Source organism: Roseateles subflavus (assembly GCF_030285365.1).
GTDB classification, from domain to species: domain Bacteria; phylum Pseudomonadota; class Gammaproteobacteria; order Burkholderiales; family Burkholderiaceae_C; genus Roseateles_B; species Roseateles_B subflavus.
This window is the reverse complement of sequence record NZ_JASVDS010000001.1, coordinates 188519-212900: the sequence shown is the minus strand read 5'-3', so window position 1 is coordinate 212900 and position 24382 is coordinate 188519. Positions and strand designations below refer to the sequence as shown.

The 24382-nt window shown below is 72.0% G+C and carries 26 protein-coding genes; 2 read left to right on the top strand and 24 right to left on the bottom strand.

What is annotated here, in order from left to right:
- Window positions 1–66: 66 nt before the first annotated feature.
- The 16 genes from QRD43_RS00910 to QRD43_RS00835 form a co-directional block, all read right to left on the bottom strand.
- Window positions 67–519, bottom strand: coding sequence for a hypothetical protein (locus tag QRD43_RS00910; RefSeq protein ID WP_285980586.1), 453 nt, complete (start codon window positions 517–519; stop codon window positions 67–69).
- Complete coding sequence (locus tag QRD43_RS00905) at window positions 516–758, bottom strand: hypothetical protein (protein WP_285980585.1); 243 nt, start codon at window positions 756–758, stop codon at window positions 516–518. The genes QRD43_RS00910 and QRD43_RS00905 overlap by 4 nt, the downstream gene beginning before the upstream one ends.
- 188 nt (window positions 759–946) lie before the next feature.
- Window positions 947–1381 carry a GCN5 family acetyltransferase gene (locus QRD43_RS00900; protein WP_285980584.1) on the bottom strand — a complete coding sequence of 145 codons (435 nt, stop codon included), beginning with the start codon at window positions 1379–1381 and terminating at the stop codon, window positions 947–949.
- Window positions 1382–1412: 31 nt separating this feature from the next.
- Entirely contained in the window at window positions 1413–2228 is an 816-nt protein-coding gene (locus QRD43_RS00895; protein ID WP_285980583.1) for a CPBP family intramembrane glutamic endopeptidase, read from the bottom strand.
- Between the two features lie 137 nt (window positions 2229–2365).
- Window positions 2366–3043, bottom strand: a complete 678-nt coding sequence (locus tag QRD43_RS00890; protein ID WP_285980582.1) for a PEP-CTERM sorting domain-containing protein — start codon at window positions 3041–3043, stop codon at window positions 2366–2368.
- A 292-nt stretch (window positions 3044–3335) separates the two neighbouring features.
- Window positions 3336–4628, bottom strand: a complete 1293-nt coding sequence (gene glcF, locus QRD43_RS00885; RefSeq protein WP_285980581.1) for a glycolate oxidase subunit GlcF — start codon at window positions 4626–4628, stop codon at window positions 3336–3338.
- Between the two features lie 23 nt (window positions 4629–4651).
- Window positions 4652–5779: a glycolate oxidase subunit GlcE gene (glcE, locus tag QRD43_RS00880; protein WP_285980580.1), complete on the bottom strand. Its 1128-nt coding sequence runs from the start codon at window positions 5777–5779 to the stop codon at window positions 4652–4654.
- Window positions 5780–7279, bottom strand: a complete 1500-nt coding sequence (locus QRD43_RS00875; RefSeq protein WP_285980579.1) for an FAD-linked oxidase C-terminal domain-containing protein — start codon at window positions 7277–7279, stop codon at window positions 5780–5782. It abuts the gene before it with no gap.
- Window positions 7280–7352: 73 nt separating this feature from the next.
- Window positions 7353–9011, bottom strand: coding sequence for an L-lactate permease (locus QRD43_RS00870; protein WP_285980578.1), 1659 nt, complete (start codon window positions 9009–9011; stop codon window positions 7353–7355).
- Window positions 9012–9190: 179 nt separating this feature from the next.
- A complete protein-coding gene (locus QRD43_RS00865) occupies window positions 9191–9697 on the bottom strand; it encodes a hypothetical protein (protein ID WP_285980577.1) in 507 nt (168 codons plus the stop codon).
- Between the two features lie 6 nt (window positions 9698–9703).
- The gene (locus QRD43_RS00860; RefSeq protein ID WP_285980576.1) at window positions 9704–10186 is read right to left on the bottom strand and encodes a metal-dependent hydrolase; all 483 of its coding nucleotides are present in this window, start codon (window positions 10184–10186) and stop codon (window positions 9704–9706) included.
- A gap of 251 nt (window positions 10187–10437) precedes the next feature.
- Entirely contained in the window at window positions 10438–11016 is a 579-nt protein-coding gene (locus QRD43_RS00855; protein ID WP_285980575.1) for a hypothetical protein, read from the bottom strand.
- A 19-nt stretch (window positions 11017–11035) separates the two neighbouring features.
- The gene (locus QRD43_RS00850) at window positions 11036–11917 is read right to left on the bottom strand and encodes a LysR substrate-binding domain-containing protein (protein WP_285980574.1); all 882 of its coding nucleotides are present in this window, start codon (window positions 11915–11917) and stop codon (window positions 11036–11038) included.
- 24 nt (window positions 11918–11941) lie between these two features.
- Window positions 11942–12682, bottom strand: coding sequence for a PhaM family polyhydroxyalkanoate granule multifunctional regulatory protein (locus tag QRD43_RS00845; RefSeq protein WP_285980573.1), 741 nt, complete (start codon window positions 12680–12682; stop codon window positions 11942–11944).
- Window positions 12683–12737: 55 nt separating this feature from the next.
- Complete coding sequence (locus QRD43_RS00840) at window positions 12738–13706, bottom strand: TraB/GumN family protein (RefSeq protein WP_285980572.1); 969 nt, start codon at window positions 13704–13706, stop codon at window positions 12738–12740.
- A complete protein-coding gene (locus QRD43_RS00835; RefSeq protein ID WP_285980571.1) occupies window positions 13703–14182 on the bottom strand; it encodes a retropepsin-like aspartic protease family protein in 480 nt (159 codons plus the stop codon). Before QRD43_RS00835 ends, QRD43_RS00840 begins: the two co-directional genes overlap by 4 nt.
- A 169-nt stretch (window positions 14183–14351) precedes the next feature.
- On the opposite strand from QRD43_RS00835, the gene QRD43_RS00830 reads away from it, so the two are divergent.
- The gene (locus tag QRD43_RS00830) at window positions 14352–14771 is read left to right on the top strand and encodes a VOC family protein (RefSeq protein WP_285980570.1); all 420 of its coding nucleotides are present in this window, start codon (window positions 14352–14354) and stop codon (window positions 14769–14771) included.
- 13 nt (window positions 14772–14784) lie between these two features.
- Here QRD43_RS00830 and infA read toward each other — a convergent pair whose 3' ends face one another.
- The 5 genes from infA to QRD43_RS00805 all read right to left on the bottom strand — a co-directional run bounded on the left by infA (window position 14785) and on the right by QRD43_RS00805 (window position 20827).
- Window positions 14785–15045 (bottom strand): translation initiation factor IF-1, encoded by a 261-nt coding sequence (gene infA, locus QRD43_RS00825; protein WP_285980569.1) that lies wholly within the window; start codon window positions 15043–15045, stop codon window positions 14785–14787.
- Window positions 15046–15491: 446 nt separating this feature from the next.
- Window positions 15492–15875 (bottom strand): DUF2834 domain-containing protein, encoded by a 384-nt coding sequence (locus QRD43_RS00820; protein WP_285980568.1) that lies wholly within the window; start codon window positions 15873–15875, stop codon window positions 15492–15494.
- A gap of 129 nt (window positions 15876–16004) precedes the next feature.
- On the bottom strand, window positions 16005–17480 hold the full coding sequence (locus tag QRD43_RS00815; protein ID WP_285980567.1) for a DUF3999 family protein: 1476 nt from the start codon (window positions 17478–17480) through the stop codon (window positions 16005–16007).
- Window positions 17477–20374, bottom strand: coding sequence for a DUF2339 domain-containing protein (locus tag QRD43_RS00810; RefSeq protein WP_285980566.1), 2898 nt, complete (start codon window positions 20372–20374; stop codon window positions 17477–17479). The genes QRD43_RS00815 and QRD43_RS00810 overlap by 4 nt, the downstream gene beginning before the upstream one ends.
- A gap of 66 nt (window positions 20375–20440) precedes the next feature.
- Window positions 20441–20827 (bottom strand): antibiotic biosynthesis monooxygenase family protein, encoded by a 387-nt coding sequence (locus QRD43_RS00805; protein ID WP_285980565.1) that lies wholly within the window; start codon window positions 20825–20827, stop codon window positions 20441–20443.
- Window positions 20828–20941: 114 nt separating this feature from the next.
- On the opposite strand from QRD43_RS00805, the gene QRD43_RS00800 reads away from it, so the two are divergent.
- On the top strand, window positions 20942–21406 hold the full coding sequence (locus QRD43_RS00800; RefSeq protein ID WP_285980564.1) for a nuclear transport factor 2 family protein: 465 nt from the start codon (window positions 20942–20944) through the stop codon (window positions 21404–21406).
- Between the two features lie 27 nt (window positions 21407–21433).
- On the opposite strand, the gene QRD43_RS00795 is transcribed toward QRD43_RS00800, so the two are convergent.
- The 3 genes from QRD43_RS00795 to QRD43_RS00785 form a co-directional block, all read right to left on the bottom strand.
- Window positions 21434–21604, bottom strand: coding sequence for a hypothetical protein (locus QRD43_RS00795; RefSeq protein WP_285980563.1), 171 nt, complete (start codon window positions 21602–21604; stop codon window positions 21434–21436).
- Window positions 21605–21622: 18 nt separating this feature from the next.
- On the bottom strand, window positions 21623–21805 hold the full coding sequence (locus QRD43_RS00790) for a hypothetical protein (protein WP_285980562.1): 183 nt from the start codon (window positions 21803–21805) through the stop codon (window positions 21623–21625).
- 129 nt (window positions 21806–21934) lie between these two features.
- Window positions 21935–24232 (bottom strand): ATP-binding protein, encoded by a 2298-nt coding sequence (locus tag QRD43_RS00785; RefSeq protein ID WP_285980561.1) that lies wholly within the window; start codon window positions 24230–24232, stop codon window positions 21935–21937.
- Between the last annotated feature and the right edge of the window lie 150 nt (window positions 24233–24382).

The following is a 24382-nucleotide window of genomic DNA, read 5'->3' as shown; positions in this document are numbered from 1 at the left end:
ATTTTGCCGCGTTGTGTGGGCCTCGATCGGCGGGCGGCGCCCGTCACGGCGAACACCGGCGCAGGCTCACGCCGGGCGGTGCCGCCAGGCGATCAGGCCCGCCGCAAGCAGCAGGCCGAGCGCGAGGCTCAGTGGGCGCGCGGGCGTCGGCTCGAGGCCCGGGAAGCGGTAGTGCCACGGGCTCTCGGGGCGGTACTCGATCGGGATCGACCCGTTGTGCCGTGCCTCGTCCAGAACGGCGGCCGGCAGCGGGCGGGTCCCGGAGATGCGGCCCCACCCCCGGGTCTGGAATGAGACCGTCGCCTGGTGGGTCGGCCGGCCGATGAAGGGCAGTGCCGCGCCGCCGCGCTCCAAGGTGCTCATCTCCTGGAGGTTCTCGACGTTCGCCCTGGCGGTCACCAGCGTCACGCCGTCGAAGTCGGCCAGGCGCTGGCGACAGTCCCAGGCGGCTGAGAAATAGCCGACGGACATCGCCAGCAGGAAGACGGCGATCGCGCGGGCGATCGTGGCAGTGCTCATCTCGACCGGAAGTCGTCCAGGTTGAACGGAGGGCGGCGCTCCTCGGGCCGCAGGACGAGCCACACGGCCAGGCCCAGCGGCCACGCCACGAACATCACGAGGACGGCGACGGCGCCTCCCGGCTTGCCGCGGCGCGTGGCGTCGTGATACGCCCAGACGCCGGTCCAGACCCAGCTGACCAGCAAGGCCAGGGCGACGATGGCTGGCACGACATGAATCAAGGTGGCGATCGCATCCATAGGCGGCGCATCATATAACGCGTCAAGTGAGGGCCTCGCTGAGGCCGCCTCTGCACATCGAACGTCACCGCTTGCCAGGTGCAGGGGCCGACGTAGGAGCCAGCATTCGGGAAGCCGCAGGTTGGCCACGAGCGCCTCCCAGGTGCCCCGGCGACCGTCCGGCCTGGGGCGGAGGCATCACGGCGGGCTCACTCGCGCGGCGCCCGACCGCGCAGCACATCCAGGCGGTGGGGCGTGGCCGGGGCGGCGAGGAAGTCGGGGATGGTGCGCTCGTCCCGCGGCGGGCGGCTCAGCCAGGCGGGCAGCCATTCGGTGATCCGCTCCTCGCGCACGTGCCGGTACTCGCCCGGCGTCGGCTCGTCGAGGTACTCGCGTTGCAGCACGAGGGCGAGCGGGTCCTCGGCGCCAGCGGTGTCCCGGGCGAAGGCCGCGGCTTCCTCATGCGTGGAGAAGGCGTCGTAGTAGTCGCTGCCCTCGGCGAGGTCCGGCGCGCCCCGTTCGGGGTGGCACCAGACGCGGTACTCGAGCACGGCATCCCAGACATAGCCGCCGCCGGACTTGGTGGAGGCGGGGTACTCGCCGACCTTGGATTCGTCCAGCACGGGAGGGTAGGGCAGGGTCATCGAAGGGCTGAGGTGAATGGAGAAGGGGGCATCAGGCGCCATCCGCCCGCCGTCCGCGCCGCAGCAGCCGATGCAGCGCCCAGGATCCGAGGGCGGCCAGGGCGAGGGCCGTCAGCCAGAACGCGGCCAGGCCGTTGGCGCTGATCGCAGGCGCCTCCGCAGCGGCCTCCGCAGGCGCCTGCTTGCTCAACGCGAACACCGCGCTGTTGAGCGCGGCATGCAGCGCGATGCAGGGGATCAGCGACTGCGAGCGTTCATACAGCCAGCCCAGCACCAGTCCCAGGAAGAAGGCGAGAAAGAACTGGTAGAGGTTCAGGTGGGCCACGCCGAAGTACAGCGCCGAGCAGACGATGGCCACGCCACGCGGATAGCGCTGCAGAAAGGCCCGCAGCAGCAGGCCGCGGAACAGCATCTCCTCGAACAGGGGCGCCAGCACGCAGGAGGCGAGGGCGGTGGCCAGCGTGGGCGCCATCATGCGCTCGAAGGCGGCCTGCTCCCAGGCGGAGGGGGCCCACACGGACTGGAGGGCTGAGATCAGCATCTGATCCAGCCCCAGCGTGAGCGGCACCAGGGCCAGCACCGGCGGCACCAGCAGGAGGCAGGTCGCGCCGACCGACGAGCGGCTGGGATGCAGCAGGTCCCGGTAGCTCATGCCGCTGAACTGCAGCAGGGCGGCCGCCAGCAGGCCATCGGCCAGCAGCAGGCCCAGGGGGACGATCTGGTCCTCGGACAGGCCGAGGGACCGGCGGGCGTCGTAGAGCAGCACGCCCACCAGGTACTGCAGCAGGAAGCAGGCGAGCAGCACCAGGGCGGCTTGCGGGACGGAGGGGAAGGGCTGCTTCTGCACGGGCGTCGGCGCGATCGGTGGCAACGGCGTCGGACGGTGCTCGGGGTCAACGAGGCCGCCGACCTTCAGGCACCCGGCCGGACCGGCGCGCGGGCCGGCCGTGGCTCCTCGGTGCCGCGATCGCCTGCTGCCTGTGGTCAGGCCGTGGGCGTGGTGCGGCGCGGACGACGACGGCCGATCAGCAGGAGCCCGAGCGCCAGCGAGCCCAGCAGCGCACTGCTGGGCTCCGGCACCGCCGACGGGTTGCCGAGGATGCCGACGGTGCCGTACAGCCCGGAGCCATCCATGAACTGGATGTTCCAGTGGCCCGAACGGATGTCCTGGGCCGACAAGGACCCTGGAAGATTCAGGCCTGAAAGCCGGTCGGCGAGCTCAAAGCCGATGCCGATGGAATAGATGCTTCGGAACCCCGCCAGGGTGAGGCTGTCGAAGTACTCGTACATGCCGAACGTATCGGGCCCTGAGGGGAAGGTCGCGTGGTTGTCGACCGTGCTCAGCCGCAGTCCGACAAACGTGCCGGGCAACTTGCTGGTGATGCTCCCATGGGGTGCCAGCAGCGTGATGCCGCTGGAGGCTGAGTAGTCCGAGTAGGTGCCGGCGGACGAGAGGAAGGAGATGTTCTTCAGGGACGTTTCATACGAGACCGTGCCCGAGATCTCCGCGCCCAGGGGCAGGTCGGTGGCCTTGTTGAGATAGCCATAGCTGCCGGTGACCTGTCCGGTGAACTTGAACGTCACGGGGCTGGCATGCGCCGCGCACGCCAGCAGCAGAAGCGCCGCGGTGGGCACCAGTCGACTCAGAGACAGCCTTTTCATGATCTACGCCATTCCTTTGTTTTCGAGTTGGGGCGATGCAGCCCCTGTCCTTGCAGGGCGCCCTCGGGTCGAGGTCCGATGCCTGGTCGTCAGGCCAAGCGGACGATGAATGGATCCGGTCAATGAAAGCATTAGGATGCGCCGGACGCCGTGGGGCGGGCCGGATTGTGGCGCATTTTCTTCGGTGCGGAAGCGGTGTCTGCAGGCGTGGCCTGCCCCGGCGGCTGACCGTGGGGCGCGGCAGCGGCTGCGGGCCGCAGCGTCCGCCGGTGGGTTCCGTGGACTTGCCGGGTCAGGGCTGCGTTGTGCGCTCAGCGCCCAGTGCTTCGTCCACCACCTCCACCCAGTGACGGACCGGCTGCTCGGTCCCCGATTGCAGATGCTGGATGCAGCCGATGTTGCCCGACACGGTGCAGTCCGCCTGCAGGGGCGCCAGCGCGGCGAGCTTGCGGTCCCGGAGCTGGTGGGAGAGCGTGGGCTGGAGCAGGGAGTAGGTGCCGGCAGAGCCGCAGCAGAGGTGGCTCTCGGTGCGCGAAACCTGGATGTCGAAGCCGAGCCGGCGCATCAGCGCCTCGACGCCGCCCTTGAGCTGCTGGCCGTGCTGCAGCGTGCAGGGCGGGTGGTAGGCCAGGCGCGGCTTCTGGCCGGTGCTCGCCTGCGCCTGGGCCTGGGCGCGCGCCACCGCCTGCTCCAGGGCGTCCGCCTCGGCGCCGAGCAGCTCGCTGATGTCCTGGCACAGGGCGCTGATGCGGGCGGCGCGTTCGGCGTAGGCCGGATCGTTCGCCAGCAGGCGGCCGTAGTCCTTGACCATCACGCCGCAGCCCGAGGCATTCATCACGATGGCCTCGACCGTGCCGGCCGCGGTCAGGCCCTCCACGAGGGGCCACCAGGCGTCGACGTTGCGGCGCATGTCGTCCAGGCCGCCGGGCTCGTCATGCAGGTGGGCGCGGATGGCGCCACAGCAGCCGGCCTCGTCGGCCACCAGGGTCTGGATGCCGATGGCATCGAGCACGCGGGCCGTCGCGGCATTGATGTTGGGCATCAGCGAGGGTTGCACGCAGCCCAGCAGCATCAGCACGCGGCGCGGATGGCTGCGCGTGGGCCACTGATGGGCACGCGGTCCGGCCTTGGGTGGCAGCTTCTCGCGCAGGGCCGCGGGCACGAGCGGGCGCAGCGCCTGCCCGACCTTCGCGGCGGCGGGGAAGAGCGGCGAGGTCAGCCCCTCGCGCAGCAGCCAGTGCACGGCGCGCTCGGTGCGCGGGCGCGGCACCTTGCGGTCGACGATCTCGCGGCCGATCTCCAGCAGCTGGCCGTACTGCACGCCGGACGGGCAGGTGCTCTCGCAGTTGCGGCACGTGAGGCACCGGTCCAGGTGCGCCTGCGTGGCGCGCGTGGGCTCGGCCCCCTCCAGCACCTGCTTGATGAGGTAGATGCGGCCGCGCGGGCCGTCGAGCTCGTCGCCCAGCAGCTGGTAGGTGGGGCAGGTGGCGGTGCAGAAGCCGCAGTGCACGCAGCGCCGCAGGATGGCCTCGGCCGCCTCGCCGGCGGCGGTGTTCAGGAACTCGGGGGCGAGGCGGGTCTGCATGGTGGATCGTGGCGCGCGTGCGCTCAGAAATCGGGGTAGAGCCGGCCGCGGTTGAACACGCCGGCCGGGTCGAAGGCGGTCTTGAGGTCGCGGTGGATGCGGGCCAGCGGCGCGCTCAGCGGGCTGAACACGCCCACGGACTTGTCCAGCGAGCGGAACAGCGTGGCGTGGCCGCCGGCCTGCGCAGCCATCTCGCGCAGCTGCGCGGCGGGCAGGGGCGTGGTGACCCAGCGCTGGGCGCCGCCCCATTCGATCATCTGCTCGCCGGGGATGCGCAGGCTGGGCGCCGTCTGTGGCAGTGACAGGCGCCACAGCTTGGCGCCGCCCTGCACCGCGCGGCAGGCACCGACGAAGAACTCGTCGCTGTGGTCCCGCAGGCCGCGCCAGAAGCCGGCGGCCAGGTCCTCGGGAATCAGCTCGCCGCCCAGCTCGCGCCGCGCGGCCGCCACGGCGCGTTCGGCGCCGGCCAGCTCCAGCACCAGCGCGCCGTCCCAGGCCGCGCTGGCGCGCAGGGGCAGGGGCTTGCCGGACCAGCGGTTCATCTGCTGCAGGGCCTCCGCCTCGGGCATGTCGAAGCGCAGCGTGCAGCACGCCACGGGCACGGGCAGCACCTTCAGCGAGACTTCGACGATCACGCCCAGCACGCCCAGGCCGCCGCACATCAGGCGGGGCAGGTCGTAGCCGGCGACGTTCTTCATGACCGTGCCGCCGAAGCTGAGCAGCTCGCCGCGGCCGTTGATCATCGTGAGGCCCAGCACGTGGTCACGCAGCGAGCCCTGCGTGGCGCGCGAGGGGCCGGACAGCCCCGCCGCGACCATGCCGCCGACGGTGCCGCGGCCGTCGAAGCGCGGCGGCTCGAAGGCCAGATGCTGCCCCTGCGCCGCCAGCAGCGCTTCCAGCTCGGCCAGCGGCGTCGCGGCCCGGGCCGTGACCACCAGCTCGCTCGGCTCGTAGGCGCTGATGCCGGCCAGGCCGTCGATCCGGGTGAGGTCCAGCAGCTCGCCCTGCGGCGTGCCGCCGTAGAACTGCTTGCTGCCCTGGCCCTGCAGCTGCAAGACCTGACCCCGCGTGGCGGCGTCCTGGATGCGGGCCTGCAGGGCGCCCAGCGCGTCGGGGGCCAGGCGCGGGGAAGACGGAGCGGATGCGGACATTCAGAACCTCGGCAGATCAGGGAAGGCCAGCAGGCCTTTACGGACATGCATCTTGCCGTATTCCGCACAGCGCGCATGGCTGGGAATGAGCTTGCCCGGATTGAGCAGGCCCTGCGGATCGAAGGCGGCCTTGAACGCGCGCATCTGCTGCAGCTCCTCGGGGCTGAACTGCACGCACATCGACGCCAGCTTCTCGATGCCCACGCCGTGCTCGCCGGTGATGGTGCCGCCCAGCGCCACGCTCGTCTCCAGGATCTCGGCACCGAAGCGCTCGCAGCGGTCCAGCTGGTCCGGGTCGTTGGCATCGAAGAGGATCAGCGGGTGCAGGTTGCCGTCGCCCGCATGGAAGACGTTGGCGCAGCGCAGGCCGTACTTCTTCTCCATCTCGGCGATGGCCAGCAGGATGTCGGCCAGGCGCTTGCGCGGGATGGTCGAGTCCATGCACATGTAGTCGGGGCTCAGGCGGCCCGAGGCGGGGAAGGCGTTCTTGCGGCCGCTCCAGAAGCGCAGGCGCTGGGCCTCGTCGGCGCTGACCGAAATCTGCGTGGCACCGCTGTCGCGCAGCACGGCACTCATGCGCTCGATCTCCTCCTCGACCTCGTCCGGCGTGCCGTCGCTCTCGCACAGCAGGATGGCCTCGGCGGTCAGGTCGTAGCCGGCGTGGACGAAGTCCTCCACGGCGGCGGTCATGGGCTTGTCCATCATCTCCAGCCCGGCGGGGATGATGCCCGCGGCGATGAGATCGGCCACGGCCTGGCCGGCCTTGCGGACGTCGTCGAAGCTGGCCATGATGCAGCGCGCCAGGATGGGCCGCGGCAGCAGGCGCACCGTCACCTCGGTCACCACGGCCAGCATGCCCTCGCTGCCGACCACCGTGGCCAGCAGGTCAAGACCTGGCACATCCAGCGCCTCGGAACCGAACGTCACGGCCTCGCCGCGCACGGTGTAGCCCTTGACCCGCAGCACGTTGTGCAGGGTCAGGCCGTACTTGAGGCAGTGCACGCCGCCGGAGTTCTCGGCGATGTTGCCGCCGATGGTGCAGGCGATCTGGCTGCTCGGGTCCGGTGCGTAGTAGAGGCCCAGCGGCGCGGCCGCTTCGGAGATGGCGAGGTTGCGCACGCCGCACTGCACACGGGCGGTGCGGGCGAGCGGATCGATGTCCAGGATCTGGTTGAGCCGCGCGAGCGAGAGCACGAGGCCGTCGGGATGCGGCAGCGCGCCACCCGAGAGGCCGGTGCCGGCGCCGCGCGCGACCACGGGCACCTCCAGCTCCAGGCAGCAGCGCAGCACGGCGGCGACCTGCGCCTCGGTCTCGGGCAGGGCCACGGCCAGCGGGCGGGCGCGGTAGGCGGAGAGCCCGTCGCACTCGTAGGGCGTGGTCTCCTCGGCCTGCCACAGCAGGGCGTGGGCCGGCAGGAGCCCGCGCAGGGCCTGCACCAGGCGGTGCTGGCGCTGGGCGCGCTCGGCCGGGGTGAGCGAGGCGGCGTCGGTGAGGTTCATGACTGGGGCATCAAGGCGGAGGGCGGGCTCAGTGCGTCACTGTAGCCCGCCCGGAGGGCCGCAGGCCGGCGGATCAGTGGACGAGCCAGGTGAACGGCGGCACGTAGGCCTGCAGCGTCACGAAGATGCCCACCAGGCAGGCCAGGGCGATGCTGTGGAAGAACACGTAGCGCAGGATGTCGCCTTCATGGTTGAACCAGCGGGTGGCGGTGGAGGCCACGACGATGGACTGCGCGTCGATCATCTTGCCCATCACGCCGCCCGAGCTGTTGGCCGCGCCCATCAGGTTGGGATTGAGGCCCAGCTGCTCGGCCGCCACCTTCTGCATGCCGCCGAAGAGGACGTTGGAGGCGGTGTCCGAGCCCGTCAGCGCCACGCCCAGCCAGCCCATCAGGGTGCCGAAGAAGGGGTAGAGCACGCCGGTGCCGGCAAAGGCCAGGCCCAGGGTGGTGTCCAGGCCGCTGTAGCGCGTCAGCGTGCCCAGGGCCAGCATCAGCACGATGGTCAGCAGCGAGGTGCGCACCAGCCACACCGTCTTGAAGAAGGTGCGGACGAGCGCCGGGATGCCGTAGCCCATCAGCAGGCCGCCCACGATGGCGGACAGCAGGATGCCGGTGCCGGTGGAGGACAGCAGGTTGAAGACGTACTCGGCGGCCTCGTTGTGCGGGGTGGGCACGACCGGCGCGACCTTCTGCACCAGCTTGTGCAGGCCCTCGATGGCGAACTTGGGCGCAAAGATGCCATTCAGCCAGGTCTTGGTGACCGGCAGGCCCCAGGCGAACACGAAGACGGTCAGGATCACCCAGGGCGTCCAGGCCTTGATGACGGCGCTGCGCGGGTGCACCTGCGGCTTCTGCGGGGGCAGCGCGACGCCGCCGTCCTGCTCATGGCCCTTCAGCGAGACCGAGGTCCACAGCTTCTTGGGCTGCCAGACGCGCAGGAAGCCCACCAGGCAGGTCATCGACACCATGGCGGCGATCACGTCCACCAGCTCGGGGCCGATGAAGTTGCTCACCAGGTATTGCGGGATGGCGAAGGACAGGCCCGTCACCAGAATGGCAGGCCAGATCTCCATCATGGCCTTGCGGCCGGCGAAGGCCCAGATCAGCCAGAAGGGCACCAGCAGCGAGAAGAAGGGCAGCTGGCGGCCGATCATGCCGGAGACGGCCATCAGGTCGTAGCCATGGACCTTGGCCAGCGTGATCACCGGCGTGCCCAGCGCCCCGTAGGCCACCGGCGCCGTGTTGGCGATCAGCGAGAGGCCCGAGGCGGCCAGCGGCGAGAACCCGAGGCCGATCAGGATGGCCGCCGTCACCGCCACGGGCGTGCCGAAGCCGGCCGCGCCCTCGAAGAAGGCGCCGAAGGCGAAGGCGATCAGCAGCAGCTGCAGCCGGCGGTCCTGCGTGATGCCGGCGATGGAGTCCTGCAGCACCTTGAAGCTGCCGTTCTGCTCGGTGAGCTGGTGCAGGAAGATGATGTTCAGCACGATCCAGCCGATGGGCAGCAGGCCGGTGAGCCCGCCCAGCAGCGCGGCCCGCGTGGCCATGCCCGCCGGCATGCCGAAGGCCACGATGGCGATCAGCAGGGCGCTGGCCAGGCCGGCCGCCGCGGCCACGTGGGCCTTGAGGTGGAACACGCCGAGCCCGAGCAGCATGACGACCACCGGGATGGCGGCCACCAGCGTGCTGAGCAGCATGTTGTCGAAGGGGTTGTAGACCTGTTGCCAGACCATGGTTGTCTCCAGTCGCTCTTGTGGTGGGCCCTTGGGAATGAGCCGCTGGGGAGCGATGGTGAAGGGCCATGGGCGGGCGCTGCGTGAATCCTGGCGGGGCGCGCCTTGAGGAAATTTCAGGGCGTGGATGGACACAGGGTAGATCCGGAGGCGGATCTCGGCGCGGTGTCAGGGTGACGTCAAGCGGAGGGCTTTGGCGCTCCGGTGCCTGGCAAGGCCTCCGTCGGGGAGGGCAGGGCCTCGATGAGCTCGATCACCTGGCGCTGGCGCTGCCATTGCCTGCCCAGTCCGGCACTCACGCACAGGCCCACGACCAGACCGAGCCCGGTGCCCCAGCTCGCCGAGCGGGTGTGGGCACTCGACCAAAGCGCGAACAGGGCCAGGGCCGACATCAGCAGACCCACCAGGAGTCCGAAGCAGGCGAGGCCGGCCCGTGGCAGCACCCGTTCTCCCGTGCTGTGATTGCGCCAGCCCTGCACTGTCTGCCAGTTTCCCGGCTTCTCCAGCACGAAGCTCAGGCAGTGGCCGGCCTCGAGTGCCGGATGACCGGGCACACAAATGGCGAAATGCCGTTGGCCGCCGGCCTCGAAGGAGAACGCGGTACAGGGTTCATTGCCCTCGGGGCCGGTCTCGCGCTGCACATCGAACACGCGGTCCAGGATCAGGGTCTCGACATGCCATGGCATCGCTGCTCACTCCCCGGCGTGCAGCCGCCGCAGCCACACGGCCAGTCCGCCCAGCACGCCCAGGCCCACGAGCAGCAGGTGCAGCTCCGGCAGGGGCAGCAGTCCGTACAGGCCGTTGGCCTCGCTGAAGGGGGCCAGGGGCCGGATGTCGGCATGCATGACGCTGTCCAGCATCACATGGGACCCGGCGCCCAGCAGCGCCCCCACGGTCACGGCGCGGGCCTGTCCCGGCGGGCGCTTGACGCTGCCGCGGCGCTGGCGCCAGCGCCGCCCCAGCCAGCCCAGCCCGGCCGTGAGCAGGCCGGCCAGCGTCGCGCCCAGGTAGCTGTGGAAGAAGGCGTGGACGGGATGGTGGCCCCGCAGCAGGTTCCACGCCGACTCGACATCGATCAGCACATTGGCCGCGCAGAAGGCCAGGAAGCTCAGGTGCCGCGGCGCGGCGCCGTGGAGTGCGGCGCCCAGGCCGAAATGGAAGGGCGTGATGGGCATGGGGCCATGCTAGCCCAGGCGCTCGCCGGCCGAAGCGCCGGGCGTTGCCCGGATGCAGGCACGCGAACTCGGCCCGGGCCAGCCGGGAGCCGGCCCGCCGCGGGGCTGGCGCGTGTGCCCCTCCCCGACGGGCCGCGGACCGGGCAGGGGGACCTTCAGGAAGAAGGCCTGCGCGAAAGGGGGGGCTGGATCGACGCGGGGTCCGGCGCTGGGGCTTCGAGGGCGGCGCTGCCCTCGGCGGTCCCCGGGGCTCAGGGCGCGTCCTCCGGTCCTCGCCAGTCGGAGAACTGATGCTCCAGCGACAGGACCGGCTCCCGGGGCCCGGGCCCGTCCAGGAGGAAGGCGCGGATCTCCGTGGCCCACGCCATGGGGCAGGCCGTGGTGCGGCTGAAACGGGCGGCACTGGCGTCGCAGCGGCCGAGCGTGAGCATGGGGAAGCGCTTGCCGCTGCGGTGCTCGATGCGGACCAGCGGCCACTCGTAGACCCCGTCCGCGCCGTCCGGGTTGGCGTTGAGATAGCCACCGGCCAGGGTGACGGTGAAGTCGCCGCAGGTCTTGACCAGCGTATCGGAGGCCCCCCGGAACGGGCTGCCGTCGGCGCTGGTCTGCCGGGTTCTGTGGATGAGCGGGCTGACGTCCACTCGTTCGGCCTGCTGGCCGCGGGCCCGTGCCGCCTGCAGCCTGGCCTCGGCCTGCGCGTCCACCCTGCCGAGGGTGAGCGTGGAGCGGGGGGCGTCGCAAACGTAGATCAGCTCCGAAAAGGCGTCGTCCGCCCAAGCCGGCGGTGCCGCGGCGAGCAGGGTGGCGATGACGCAGCGGGTCAGGCGCATGAGGGCATCGGCGTGGCGATCAGCCCAGCGCCTTGAACAGCCAGTCCCCGAAGGCCGCGCACTCCCAGCGCTCCATCGCCCCCGGCTTCCAGCACAGGTAGTGGTGGAAGGGCGAGGGCACGGTACGGGGCGAGAGACGCAGCAGCCGGCCGCTGTCCAGCCAGGTCAGGCCCAGCTTCATGCGCATCAGGGCCACGCCGAAGCCGGCGGCCGCGGCGTCCAGCACCAGGCCGACGTCATTGAACTGCGCGCCGGTGCGGGGCTCGTCCAGGTGGATGCCATGGGCCTCGAACCAGGTGCTCCAGGGGTCCAGCGGGCTGCGGATCAGGCGGGCGCGGCGGATGTCCTCGGCGCTGTCAAAGCCGTCGAAGGGGCCGAACTCGTGCAGGTACTCGGGGCTGCAGACGGGCGTGAGCTCGTCGCTGAGGATGCGGCGGTACTCGAGGCCGGGGTAGTCGCCGGTGCCGTAGCGGATCTCGAGGTCGGCGTCCTCGGACTTCGTGTTGGTGAGGGGGATGGCCACCTGCATCACCAGCTCGATCTCGGGGTAGGCATGGCGGAACAGGGCCAGGCGCGGCAGCAGGATCTGGCGCGAGAAGGTGGGCGTCACCGCCAGGCGCAGCCGCGCGGACTGCAGCCCCGCGCCGCCGGGGCCGGGAATCTGCTGCAGGGCCTTGAGCCCCTGGCGCACCGAGGGCAGGTAGCGCTGGCCGTCGTCGGACGGGGTGAAGTCCCGGGCGAAGAGCTTGAAGCCCAGTTGCGTCTCGAGCTGGCGGATGCGGTGGCTCACCGCGCTGGGCGTGACGCTCAGCTCCTCGGCCGCCAGACTCACGCTGCGCAGGCGCGCGACGGCCTCGAAGGCCAGCAGGCACTGGATGGGCGGGATGCGGGAGGCGGCCACAGGGCGCAGGCGTCAGCCGGTCCCTCAGCGCGTGCTGCGCTTGCGGGCGGGCGTCGTCTTGCGGCTGGCAGCCTTGAGGGCCGGCTTGACCGCCGCGTTGGCCGCGGCCCCGGCGGCGGCACCCGCGGCCGCGCCGGCCGCCGCCGCCGCGCTCTTGGCCACGTTGAGCGGCATGGCCGCGGCCTTCTTGATCGTCTCGCCCGCGGCGTCGAAGCTCTGCTTGACCATGGCGCCGGCCAGGTTCTTGGCGGCGTCGGTGGCGCCGTCCTTCATCGCCTGCGTGGCAAGCTGGGTGAACTGGTTGCTCAGGGCGGACCACCACTGCATCGGGTCCACCGCGCCCAGCGCCGGTGCGGCCGGCGCCTCGGCGGCCGGCGCAGGGGCCTTGCGCGCCTTGGCGGCCTTCGGGGCGGCCGCCGGCATGCCGGGCATCGGCGGCATTTCGGGCAGGCGGTACTCGGGCATCGGCGGCACCTTGAGCGTCTCGCCCAGCTCGGCGAGCGGCACGTTCATGGACTTCAGCGTGGACAGCGTCATGCGCTGCACCTCCAGGGCCTGGATGGTGGCGCCGAGCATGCGGGCGTTCTGCTCCAGCCAGAACTGCACCGTGCGCAGCTCCTCGATGCGCTTGGAGAGTTCCTCCGGGTTCAGCGTGGGCGCGACCCACTGGCCGATGCCGGGCAGGGCGGCGCCGGCGTTCTTGACCAGGCCCTGCAGGAACTCGAATCCGGGCACGAACTTGCTGAAGCTGCTGCTGTCTGCCATGGGGCCTCCTGGGGTGATGGCGCGATGGTAGCGCCAAGGGCCGGCCGGGCGCCGGTCAGCGCGGCTCCGGCCAGCGCTGCGTGACGGTGAAGCCACGCGCCCGCAGGGCCTGGAGGAGGCTCGCCTCGCCCGTCATGTGCAGCGCGCCGACCGCCACCAGCAGGCGGCGGCCCTGTCCGTGGAGCTTCACGATGCCGTCGGCCATGCCGGGATTGCGGTCGTCCAGCGTGCGCTTGAGGGCCGCGCGATCGGCGGCGGTCTTCACGCAGTCGCACCAGGTCTCGTAGCGTTCCAGCGTGTTCAGGTCCCCGGCGGCCCAGGCTTCGGTGAGGCGGCGGGTCTGCTGTCGCAGCTGGGGCGATTCGAGCTGCCGCAGGCCCTCGCGGATCTCCTCCAGCGCCGCCTTGCGGTCCGCGGGAATCAGCGCCTGCAGCTGCCCCTGCGGCGTCTCCAGCCCCGCCAGGCGCAGGCCCCGGCGCTGTGCCTGGACGATCAGCGCCAGCTCCTGGCCGTATTCGACGCTCATGCCGTCACGCCGGGCGCTCTGGGCCACGAGCTGACCGAGCTGCAGCATCGGGTGCAGCGCGGCCAGGGGGGCGAGGTCCGTGCATTCGCGCCGGGCCACGGCCTGCAGGCGCGTCTGCAGGTCGGCGGGCAGGGTCAGGGCGGGCCGGCCGGGCACCGGGCCCGCCAGCGCCTGCATCACCTGCGGATCGGTCAGGTCGAGCTCCAGCGCGACGGTGTCGCTGGCGGCCAGGGCGGCCTGCAGTCGCATGCCCGGCACCAGCCAGTCCGGTCGTCCGATGTGGATGCTGGCGTAGAGCCAGGCCGTCCGGCCGTCCTTTTCCAGCTGCCACAGCAGGCCGCGGTCCGGCGCCTGGGCGGGGGGCTGGCTCAGGAGGGCGGGATTGGGCGCGGGCAGCGCCGGTGGGCAGTTCTGCGCGTTCGCCAGCCCCGCCGCGCCGCCCAGCAGGGCGGCCAGCGCGGCGCTGCACAGGCGCCGCCAGTGTCGAAGGATCGTCATTGAAGCTCCACGGTGAATTCGCCGTCATGTTGACGGAACTTGAGCCGGCCCAGGACATCCATGCCCAGCAGGGGGGCGTCCAGCGACGGGAGCACCGCCACACGCAGGCGCTCGGCATGCAGGCCGCCCTCGAGGCGCAGGTCGACCTCCGCGGCATAGCCGTCCACCACGCCCCCTGCCGTGCTGCTGCGCAGGCGTTCCAGCGGGTGCAGGCCGAGCTGCTCGGCCAGGGCGCGGGGCAGGGCGGTGGTGGTGGCGCCGGTGTCCACGAGGAACACCGTGGCCTGCCCGGCGAGGTGGCCCGGCCAGTGGAAATGGCCGTCCGCCCCTCGCTGCAGGCGCAGCTCGCGTTCATTGAGCGTGAAGCGCGGCCGTTCGCGCTGGTGCTGCCAGGCCAGCACGGCCAGGAAGACCCCGGTCAGGATCAGCAACCAGACCGTCAGCAGCTTGAAAGTGGAGGGCAGTTCCTTGCTCATGCCCGCACGATGCCACAGCTTTGTGGGACAGGCGGGCGTCGCGTGCGCGCAAGTGGCCCCTCGTGGAGGCTCGCCACCAGGGGGCGGCTTGGCTATCCTGACCCTCCAATGCAACAAGACGTTGCTTGGCTGTGTCACCCGGTATCCAGAACTCTCAGGAGATTCAGGAATGATGACTTCCGATGCCGACTCTCTGGCCACCGCGGCCCTGCAACGGGCGATCCGGGTGCACGACCTGTCCCAGGCGCGTGCCTTCTATGGCGGGCTGCTGGGCTGCCGTGAGGCGCCCCTGGACATCCGCGAGGCCCGTGGCCTGTTCTTCGACTTCTTCGGCGCCCGTCTGGCCGTTCAGCTGGCGGAGGCGCCATCCGAGGCCGCCCCGGAGGCTGCGCTGGACGTCTGCCTGAGCCTGCCGCAGTGGCGCAACCTGGCGCAGCGGCTGATGGCATCCGGCTTGCGCTTCGAGGTGCCGCCCCATTGCCAGCACGAGGGTCATGCCGACGAGCACTGGACCATGTTCATCCGGGACCCGAGCGGGAATGCGCTGGCGATTAGCGCCCGCGAGCCGGTGACGCCCCGCTGGCATTGAGCGGGGCGCGCGCTCAGAAGCGGCGGCGCGGTGCCGGCGCGGCGCCGGTGCGGGGCTCGAGGTGGCGGAAGGTGATGCGGCCCTTGTTGAGGTCGTAGGGCGACAGTTCCAGCGAGACGTTGTCACCCGCCAGGATGCGGATGTTGTGGCGGCGCATCTTGCCGCCGGTGTAGGCGATCAGCGTGTGGCCGTTGTCCAGCGTCACGCGGAAGCGGGAATCCGGCAGCACTTCGTCGACCTTGCCGCGCATTTCGATGAGTTCTTCTTTTGCCATGAGTTTGTCCTTTGATGAACCTGTGTCTTGGATGAACGGTCGGGCGCCGGCCGTGCCGGCGTCGTCCGACCGCCGCTCGCCAGCACGGACCGGGCCGCCAGGCTGCTGCTAGGAGCGCCGGCGTCACCGGGTGCGAGGGCTGGCCGCGCGGGTGATTGCGAGATCACCGGCTCGGCAGGGCCGACGGTGGCGTCGCGGGGTGTGCAGTTCAGGACTCCGTCGGGTGCCGCCTGTGACGGCGGGCGGCCGGAATCGATGAGCCAGACGAGCTTGCCTGGGGCCGCAGGCGTCCTGGAATCGGGACGAAGCCTGGTCGTGGCTGCGGCAAGGCGTGAAGCCCGCGTGCAGACGCACAGCATGCTGCGGAGGAAAGCGAGACGGCAGCAATCCCGGGAGTTTACCAGCAGGGGCCCCGTCGCACCCGGGAATGGATCACGCCGCAGGCCTCAGGGGCAGGCGCCCGAGCGGACGCGCGCCTGCTCGCGCCGTGCCAGGTACAGCGGCAGGGCGATGGCCAGGCCGGCGCAGAAGCACAGGAGCACGTACAGCCCGGGGCGCCGCACGCCGCAGCGCCGTGCATCTGTCACGGCGAACACGGCGAAGGCGAGGGCGGCGATGAAGAGGTCCAGGGTGAAGGCCGTGGTGAGCACGTTCGCGAAGGCGGTGCCGAAGAACGCCGTCGGCGCGAGGCTGCCGCCCTGCAGCAGGTACTGGACATTGAAGGGCCAGGTGGCGGCGAAGCCCAGGAGCGCGATGCCGTCATAGACCCCGGCCAGGCGCGTGTAGGCCCCGGAGGAGCGGGAGGGGGCGTCGGCGGGCGATGGCGTCATGGCGGGGCGCTGACCTGCGAAGTTAATGCGGCGAGTCTAGCGCATCGGTCTGTCCTGGGCGGGCCGGGCAGGACGAGCGCGCGCTCCGCGCCCAGGCGTGGCGGCGTCGCCGCGGACCTCGCGCTGACCTCAGCGCGGCGCCCCGCCCGCCGGCGGTTCGGCGCCCGGGTCGATGCCCATCTCTCCCTTGAGGCGCCAGGCCAGGCCCGCCAGGCCCAGCACGCTCACGCCCAGCACCGCCCACAGCGTCCAGCGCTGGCGCGTGGCCGGATCCTGCCAGGCCGGCGGCGGCGGCGGGGCGGCCTGGCGCTGAGGCGCGCCCAGCGGGGCCAGCGGGAGCTGGTATTCGCTGCCGGGCTGGTAGTCCGGCATGAGCGTCGGCAAGGCCAGCCGCCCGCGCGGGGTGGCGGGGCCCGCCGCGCCGAGGCTGAGCCGCACCCCGGCCAGGGCGGCCGGGTCTGCCGGCAGCAGGGTGATCAGCTGCGGTGGGCGCCAGTGCCACTGCAGGCGCAGCGGGCCGCTGGCCAGTTCGGCGGGCACCGGCCCTTCCGCGACGAGCCGCCACTGCCGGGCCGAGGTGGCCTGGACGGGCTCCGCGGGCGACTGCGCCTCCACGCCCTGGCGCTGCATGCGCCAGGCCACGAGGCGCTGCACCACCTGCCAGGGCTGCCCGTCCTGCTGCCGCTGCTCCAGGCGCAGGCTCAGCAGCTGGTTCAGCGCGGGCAGTTGCAGTTGCAGGGCGTCCGGGCGCAGGGCCACGGGCAGGTCCAGCCGCCAGCGCGGGGGCTCGCCCTCCCGCGGCGGCTCGGCGGGCCAGGACAGCGTCTCGACCTGCAGAGGCGGGTGCTGGCGGCCCTCCACGCTGAGCCGGGCCGTCTTGAGCGCCACGGGCTGGTCGAAGCGCAGGCGCAGGTAGCGCGGCAGCGGCTGCTCTGACGGCCAGGGGATGTGCTTGAGCTGCAGCGCCGGGCCGCCGGCGCCGGCCGGCAGATCGAGCAGCTGGGCCTGATGCAGGGGGCGCCAGACGTGGATGTCGTCGCTGCCCTCCAGCGCCACGCTGAGCGCCTGCCCGGCCGGCGTCGGGGTCCAGTCCAGCTGGAGATCGAGACCGCGCTCGGCACTGCCGCGCAGGGTGGCGAGGTCGAGCAGCCAGCGGCCATGGCCGGATCCGCGCTGCGGGGGGCCGCCCGGCAGGTGACGCGTCTCCAGGCGGCGCACGCCGCCATTCGCGTCCAGCTCCAGGACCAGCGTGCCGAGGTCCTCTCTCGGCAGGGGGCCGGGATGCTCCGGCCAGGCCCACAGCGGCACGTCGAGCTCACGCCGGGACTGCGCGGTCGGCGGCGCGCCGGCCCAGGCGCTGGGCAAGACCTGCCCCCAGGCGTCCAGCACCTGGGCGGCGTCGAGCGGCACGGCGGGGCTTGCCTGCAGCAGGGCCCAGGGCAGCGCGAGGCGCTGCAGGCCGCCGCCCGGCTGTGCCTGCACCGGAGCCCACACCGTGGCCGCGGGCGGCGCCGGGGGCGGGGAGGCCGCCAGGGCGGCACCCATCGGGGCAGTCAGCGTGGTGGCCAGGACCGCGAGACCAAGTTCACGTCGGGTCAGCGTCATGAGGCGGCCTTTGCAGAGGGGCTGCCGGCGGAGGGCGGCAGCGGCGCGACGTAGCCGATGACCAGCATCAGCACCCCCACCACGAGGAAGCTCGCGATGCGCATGAGGCTGTTCAGCATCGACAGGTCCAGCAGGAAAAGCTTGGCCACGACGACGCCCAGGAGGCCGGCGCCGACCATCCACACGCCCCGCGCCAGGTGCGCCGGCGCGCGTCGGGTGGCCCAGCCCATGCTCAGCAGCGCCGTCAGCGTCCACAGCACGCTCAGGCTGGTGTGGACCAGGCTGTTGCCCAGCGCGCCGTCCACCCACAGCGGTGTGCCGGCCCCCTGGTGCAGGGTGCGCACGAGCAGGCTGTTGAGCCAGAAGAAGACCAGCCCGGCGGCGGCACGGCGCCAGGCCGGGCCCAGCGAGCCGCCCGCCTCGCTGCGGCTCAGGCGCAGGGCATACAGCAGCACGAGGCCATGGGCCAGGTCCAGCGGATTGAGCAGCGGCAGCGAAGGCAGCGGGTCCATGCGGCCGTCTCCCAGCAGGTTGGCGCCGAGGCTCCACAGCATCAGCACGGCCAGCCAGGGGCGCAGCACGGCGGCGCGCAGCAGCCCGGCATGCCCCGTCAACGGCCAGCGTGCCCCCAGCCGCCGCCCCAGCATCGCCAACGTCAGCAGCGTGGGCAGCACGATCAGCGCGGCCGGGGTCCAGGCCTCGTGACGGCCGATGTGGGCGATGGCGAGGGCATAGGGCAGGGCCGCCAGGTGCAGCAGGAGGTGCCAGGCGCCGAGGACGAGCAGGCTCTGGGCGGGCAGCGGGGTCGGCGCAGGGGCGGCGTCCCGGTCCTGGCGGCGCAGCAGGCAGGCGGCCGCGATCAGGCACAGCAGGCCGGTGTCGAGGCCGCCCTGGCCCAGCAGCAGATGGTCGACGGTGAGATCGACCCGCAGCAGCGCCATCAGCACGCCGGCCGCGCCGAGCAGCAGGCCGATGCCGGCGAACAGCTGCGAGGCGAGCGCCAGCGCGGGCCAGCGCAGCCGGCGCCGCAGGCCTTCGCCGGCCAGCGCCAGGAGCGCGCTCCAGCCGGCCGCGAGCAGCGGTTCGGTGTAGCGGGCCTGGTCCCATTGCCGCAGCTCCTCGATGCCGGGCAGCCAGAGCTGTGCCAGCGCGGCGCCGAGCAGCAGCCAGGACACCACCGGCTCCGCCAGCGTCCGGGCGATGCCCTCGCCGCGAGGCTGGCGCTGCAGCAGGTGGCTGCTGAACAGCAGGGCCAGCACCAGCGTCGAGAGACCCAGCCAGGCGGTGTTGAGGAAGAGCCAGCCGCCCGGGCCGGCCGGCGCACCGTGGGATGGCTGGCCCCAGTACGCCAGGCAGGCCAGCACCTGCAGCAGCAGGCCCATCACGGCGGCCCAGGTCCGCTGCTGGCGCAGCGCGATCCAGAGCATGCCGGCGCCCTGCACGGCCCAGGCGGCGCTGGTCCAGCGGGCGTCCAGCGCCAGGGGTGTCACCAGGGCGAAGAAGATCAGCCCCATGGCCAGCATGCTCTCCACCAGCAGCAGCACGCGGCTGCCGGCGCGGCGCAGGAGCGCGCGGCCCAGCAGCAGGTAGAGGCCCGACATCACTGCCGCGCTGAAAGCCAGCGCCAGCGGCTGGTGCTGCAGCAGGGCCGCCTGCAGCCCGAAGGCGGCGATGGGGGTGCCGAAGAACAGGCCGCCGTCGACCACCGGCAGGCGTTGCTCGGGGGTGCTGCGCTCGATCAGGTGCAGCGTGTACTGCACGCCGATGTAGAGATAGAGCAGGAAGTGCGCGATGAGGAAGGGTTCGGTGCTGGCGAAGAGCTCGGGCCGGTAGGCCTTGAAGCCCCAGGCGGCGCCGATGCCCAGCGTGAAGAGGAACCCCTCCAGGTGCAGCAGCTTCCAGGGTTTGCGCCGCGCGATGGCGGCGATGCTGAGATTCAGCAGCAGGTAGTAGCTCAGCAGGGCCACGTGGCTGCCCTGGCCCGTCGACACCAGCACCGGCGCGAGGAAGGCGCCACCGAAGCCCAGCGCGGCCAGGGGCAGGGCGTCCTGCTTGAGCGCCAGGGCGGTGATCGCCGCGCACAGCAGGGCCATCAGCCCGAAGCTCAGGCCCGAGGGCATCAGGCCGTACAGCCGGAACGCCGCGAACAGCGTCATGTAGGCGATGCCGACGCCCGCGCCCTGCAGGCTCAGGCCGTAGCCGCGCCGCTGGGGCGTGAGGCGCAGGCCCACGGCGGTCAGGGCGAGGCCGCCCAGCGCGCTGCCGGCCAGGCGCCAGGCCAGCGGGATCACGGCATGCTCGGCGGCATAGCGCAGCAGCAGGCCCACGCCCACCAGCAGCACCAGCACGCCCACGCGCACGATGGTGTTGCCGCCGCGGAACCAGGCCAGCACGCTGGCGCCGAGGCTGCTCACGACGTCGAGGCTGCGCTCGTCGGGTTCCAGCGCAGGGGCCGGATCTGCCGGGCGTGCCGGCGGCATCGAGAGGCGCTCGATGGGCGCCGGGGCCTGGTAGACCGGGGCCATCGGGACGGGAGGCGGCGCGGTCGTTGCGGCAGTCGTCGTAGCAGTCGTGGCAGCGGGCGACGCGGGTGGCGTGGGCGCCACCGGCGGCATGACCGGTGCGGTCGCCACGGGGCGCGCCACCACCGCGGTCGCCGGCAGGGCGGTCGGGGCAGCGTCGGCCGGCGCTTCCATCGGGGCGCGGCCCAGCGTCGAGAGCTGGTGCTGCATGGCGCTCACCTGCGCCTGCAGGTCCGTCACGCGGCGGTGGAGGTGGAAGGCGATGCCGCCCATCACGGCGCCCAGGGCCACGAAGCCGCCCTCCCGCCAACCGAACCAGTCCCCCAGGATCCAGGCCACGAACAGGCCCAGCACAGGTCCCAGCACACGCATGCCACCCTCCTTGCTCGCTAGAGCGCTTGCGCCGCCGTTCAAGCGCGGCGACTCGGGGGCATTGTGTCAGGGCGCCGGGCGGGCGTTCAGGGGGCGGACGCGGGGGGCAGGCGTGAGCGCGGCCTGCTCGACGGTCGCGGGGCGCCAGGGGCAGGGGAGCAGGCCATCGCCATAGGTGCGCAGCACCTGCGCCACCTGCACCTGGTAGCCCTTGAGCCAGCGCGCCTGCTGCCGCTTGGCCTCCAGGTGATCCGGGTGCTGCATCAGCGCCTGCAGGGCCTCGAGGCTCTCCCAGTAGTAGACGTTGCAGATCTGGCCCCGCGCGGCGTCTTCCCAGCTTTCCTCGCCCAGGTAGCCCGGCATCGCCCGCGCGGCGGCGGAGATGGTGGCGTCCAGGGCGTGGAACTCGGCGTCCCAGTCGCCCTTGGCGAAGGTGAAGGTGGCGGTGTACATGGCGGGAACTCTGCGGGTCAGCGAGGGAAGGACCGTGCGGGGGATGACCGTCAGCACGGGCGGTGAGGTCGGGGCCGTGAGTATGCTGGCCTTTTCGCCTCACCGGAGCCCCCCATGCCTCCCAAGCCGCTGTCTTGTGCGCTCCCCGCGCTGCTGCTGGCCGCCAGCCTTCTCGGGGCCTGCGCCAGCGTGCCGGGGCCGCCGGCCACCCAGGTGCCGGAACTGCAGGCTCTGGCCCGGCGCTACGTGGAGGCGCAGTTCGCCTTCGATCCGGCCATGCTGGCCCGCGTGACGGCGCCGCAGTTCGTGGAGGTGTCGCCCAAGGGCGAGGTGGACGAGCGCGAGGCGGTCCTCGGCTTCTATGCGCCCGACCGGAAGACCGCCGCGCCGCCCCACCAGGTACTGGAGCAGACGGTGCGCCTCACCGGCACCCTGGCCGTCATCACGCAGACGCTGGAGATGGGCAGCGGCCCCCGCCGGATGCGCATGACCCAGGCGTTGACAGCGGCCTGGGTGGACGGGCGATGGCAGCTGACCTCCTCGCAGACGACGCCGGTGCCGCCGCCGCGGGCACCCTGAGGCGCGCGCGGCACGGGCATCGCGCCCTCACAGCCGGCCGGCGCCCAGCCACAGCAGCCCCGCGATGGCCAGGAAGGCCAGCCAGGACAGGTGCCTGCCCCGCGTGAAGACCAGCGGGAACAGGGCCGACACCGCGGCGATGCCGCCCAGCACCTGCAGCACCGTGCGGCCGTCCAGCGGCCCCTGCCGCGCGAGCATCACCAGCGCGGCCAGGCCCTACCACACCACGGTCAGCAGGTGCCAGACGAAGCGCAGCGTGCCCGTGGTGAAGGCCGTGCTGCCGAGCACCGCGGGCAGGTCGTCGCGTTTGAAGAGTCGGCGCAGCAGGTAGCGCTCGCCCAGCCAGGAATGGGCGAGGCCGGTCAGAAGGATCAGCAGGGTGGCCAGGGTCAGCAGCATGGACGCAAGACTACGCCAGCGGCGGCTCCGAGGGGCCTGGCCGGCCGGAGTCGTGTGCGATGGCCGGGCGGACCCTCGGTGCAGGGCGGGTGAAGGGCGAGCGTCGGTCGCGTGAAGACCGTGGCGGGCTCAGTGCCGGAACCCGATGCTCCGCTGCTGCCGCACCTCGGGCTTGACCCGGTGCTCGGCTTCCAGCTGCTCGAGGAATTCCTCGGTGCCGGGGGACTCGCCCAGGATCTCGCCCTGCTGGCGCACGGCGGCGAAGTCCCCGGCGGTGAGGCAGTCCAGGCGGGCCAGCCGCTCGCGCTGCTCCGCGGTGGGGGCGGCGCCGGCCTCGCGCTCGAACATCAGCCAGCGCTGCTCGGCCCGCAGCGGCTTGAAGCGGATCTTGAACGCGAAGCGCCGCAGCGCGGCCTCGTCCAGGTCCTCGAAGAGGTTGGTCGTGCAGATGAAGATGCCCGGGAAGCGCTCCATGCCGGCGAGCATCTCGTTCACCTCGCTGACCTCGTACTGGCGCTCGGCCATGCGGCGGCTGCGCAGGAAGCTGTCGGCCTCGTCGAGCAGCAGCACGGCGCCCTCCTGTGCGGCGGACTCGAACATGCGAGCCATGTTCTGCTCGGTCTCGCCGACGAACTTGCTGGCGAGGTCGCTGGCCTGGCGCACCATCAGCGGACGGCCGAGCTGCTCGGCGATGTGCTCCGCCAGGGCGGTCTTGCCGGTGCCGGGCGGGCCGTAGAAGCACAGATTGCCATGCCCCCGCTTGCGCAGGGCCTGGACGATGCGCGCGACGTCATAGCGGGACTCGCAGTTCAGCAGGTCCAGCTCGTACTGCGTCACGCGGCGGCGCTCCTCGCGGTCCTGGGCCTGGTGGCCCAGGGCGCGGTCGGCGTTGAGCAGCTGGCGGTCGATCAGGCGCTCGTAGTTCGCCGCGTCCGGCTGCTCGCAGGTCAGCTGCGCGAAACGCACGGCGGTGCGGATCTGGGCCGGCGTGAGCCCGCGCCGGGCGGCCAGCCGCTCGCGGAACTCGGCGCTGACCGGCACATCCGCCAGGGCACGTTGCACGAGGCTCAGCCGAGCCCCCGGCGGTGGGGACTTCAGCTCCAGGTGGTACTGGAAGCGGCGGCGGAAGGCGGGATCGATCTGCTCGATGCGGTTGGTGACCCAGATCACCGGCACCGGGTTGCTCTCCAGGATCTGGTTGACCCAGGCCTTGCCGCTGACCGAATTGCCGCTGGGCAGGTCCAGCGCCGAATCCAGGCGGGCCATGAGCTGCACGGCATCCCCCGACAGCGGCGGGAAGACGTCCTCGACCTCGTCGAAGAGCAGGGCCACATTGCTGCTGGCCTTGAGGAAGACCTGGCTGATCTGGAGCGAGCGGTAGCGGTCCCGGCCGGAGAGCGAGTTGCCGTCGCGGTCCGCGTACTCGACCTCATAGAGATCGAGCCCCGCGGCCTGCGCGGCCACCTTGGCCAGCTCCGTCTTGCCGGTGCCCGGCGGGCCGTAGAGCAGCACGTTGACGCCTGCCTGGTGGCGCGCCACGGCATGGCGCAGCAGCTGGCCGAGGAGGTCGAGGTCCTCGGCGACGAACTGGAAGTCCTGCGGGGCGAGCTCGCTGCGCGTGGCGGGCCGCGTGAAGACGGCCATGAGGTCGTTCGGGTCGCGGTACTCGCGCATCAGCACCGGCGGGAGCTGGTCGCTGACCTTCATGAGGTCGGCCAGGTCGGTGATGTTGTGCTCGGAGATGAGGTTCTCCACCATGCCGATGCGTTCCAGGCGCGAGCCCGCGCGCAGCGCCTCGGCCACCTCGCGCTCGTCCACGCCGGCCACGGCCGCGATGGCGGCGAAGGCCTCCTGGGCGTTGTTGACCTTGAACTCCACCAGCGCGCCGCGCAGCTCGCGCTGGTAGCGGGCGAGGGTGCCGTAGAGCAGGATGGCGCGCTCCGCCGGATTGAGCTGCAGCAGGTGGCCCAGCGCGTCGATGTTCTTCTCGACGAGGGCGGACTCGCGCTTGAGCTGGCGATCGAGGTGCTCGCAGGTGCTGGCGAGCAGGGCCATCATGTCCTTGGGCGAGTCCTTGATGTACTCGTCCAGGTAGAAGAAGAGCGTGGCCTCGGCGAACGGGCCGTTCCAGACGCCGTGACGCTCGAGGAAGCGGGTGTCGTCGAGCGCGGTGTGACCGGCCCAGAGTTCGTTGTGGGCGCAGCGCTGGGCGAGATAGGCCCGCAGGCGGGTGAGCACGCGCTGGGGCCAGACGAGATGGCGGCCGGTGAAGGAGAGCAGGCCGTTGAAGTCCCGGCGCAGGTTGAAGCGGTTGGCGTGCTTGACCGTCAGCGTGAGCACGAAGTGCGAGCACATGCGGTCCATGACGGGCGCGTCCTTGAGGCCGGGGGAGGCCAGGACGCGCGCTTCAACCAGACGTTTCACCATGGGCCGCTCCTTGCAGAGGGTGAATGCAACGCCGGGCTGTCAGGCCCGGCGTGCGACCCATCTTGGCGCAGGGAGGGCGTCAGGACAAGTCCCGTCCGGGGGCTGGTTTCGTGAACTCTCACGCGAAATGCCGGCGGGGTGTGCCCGCGA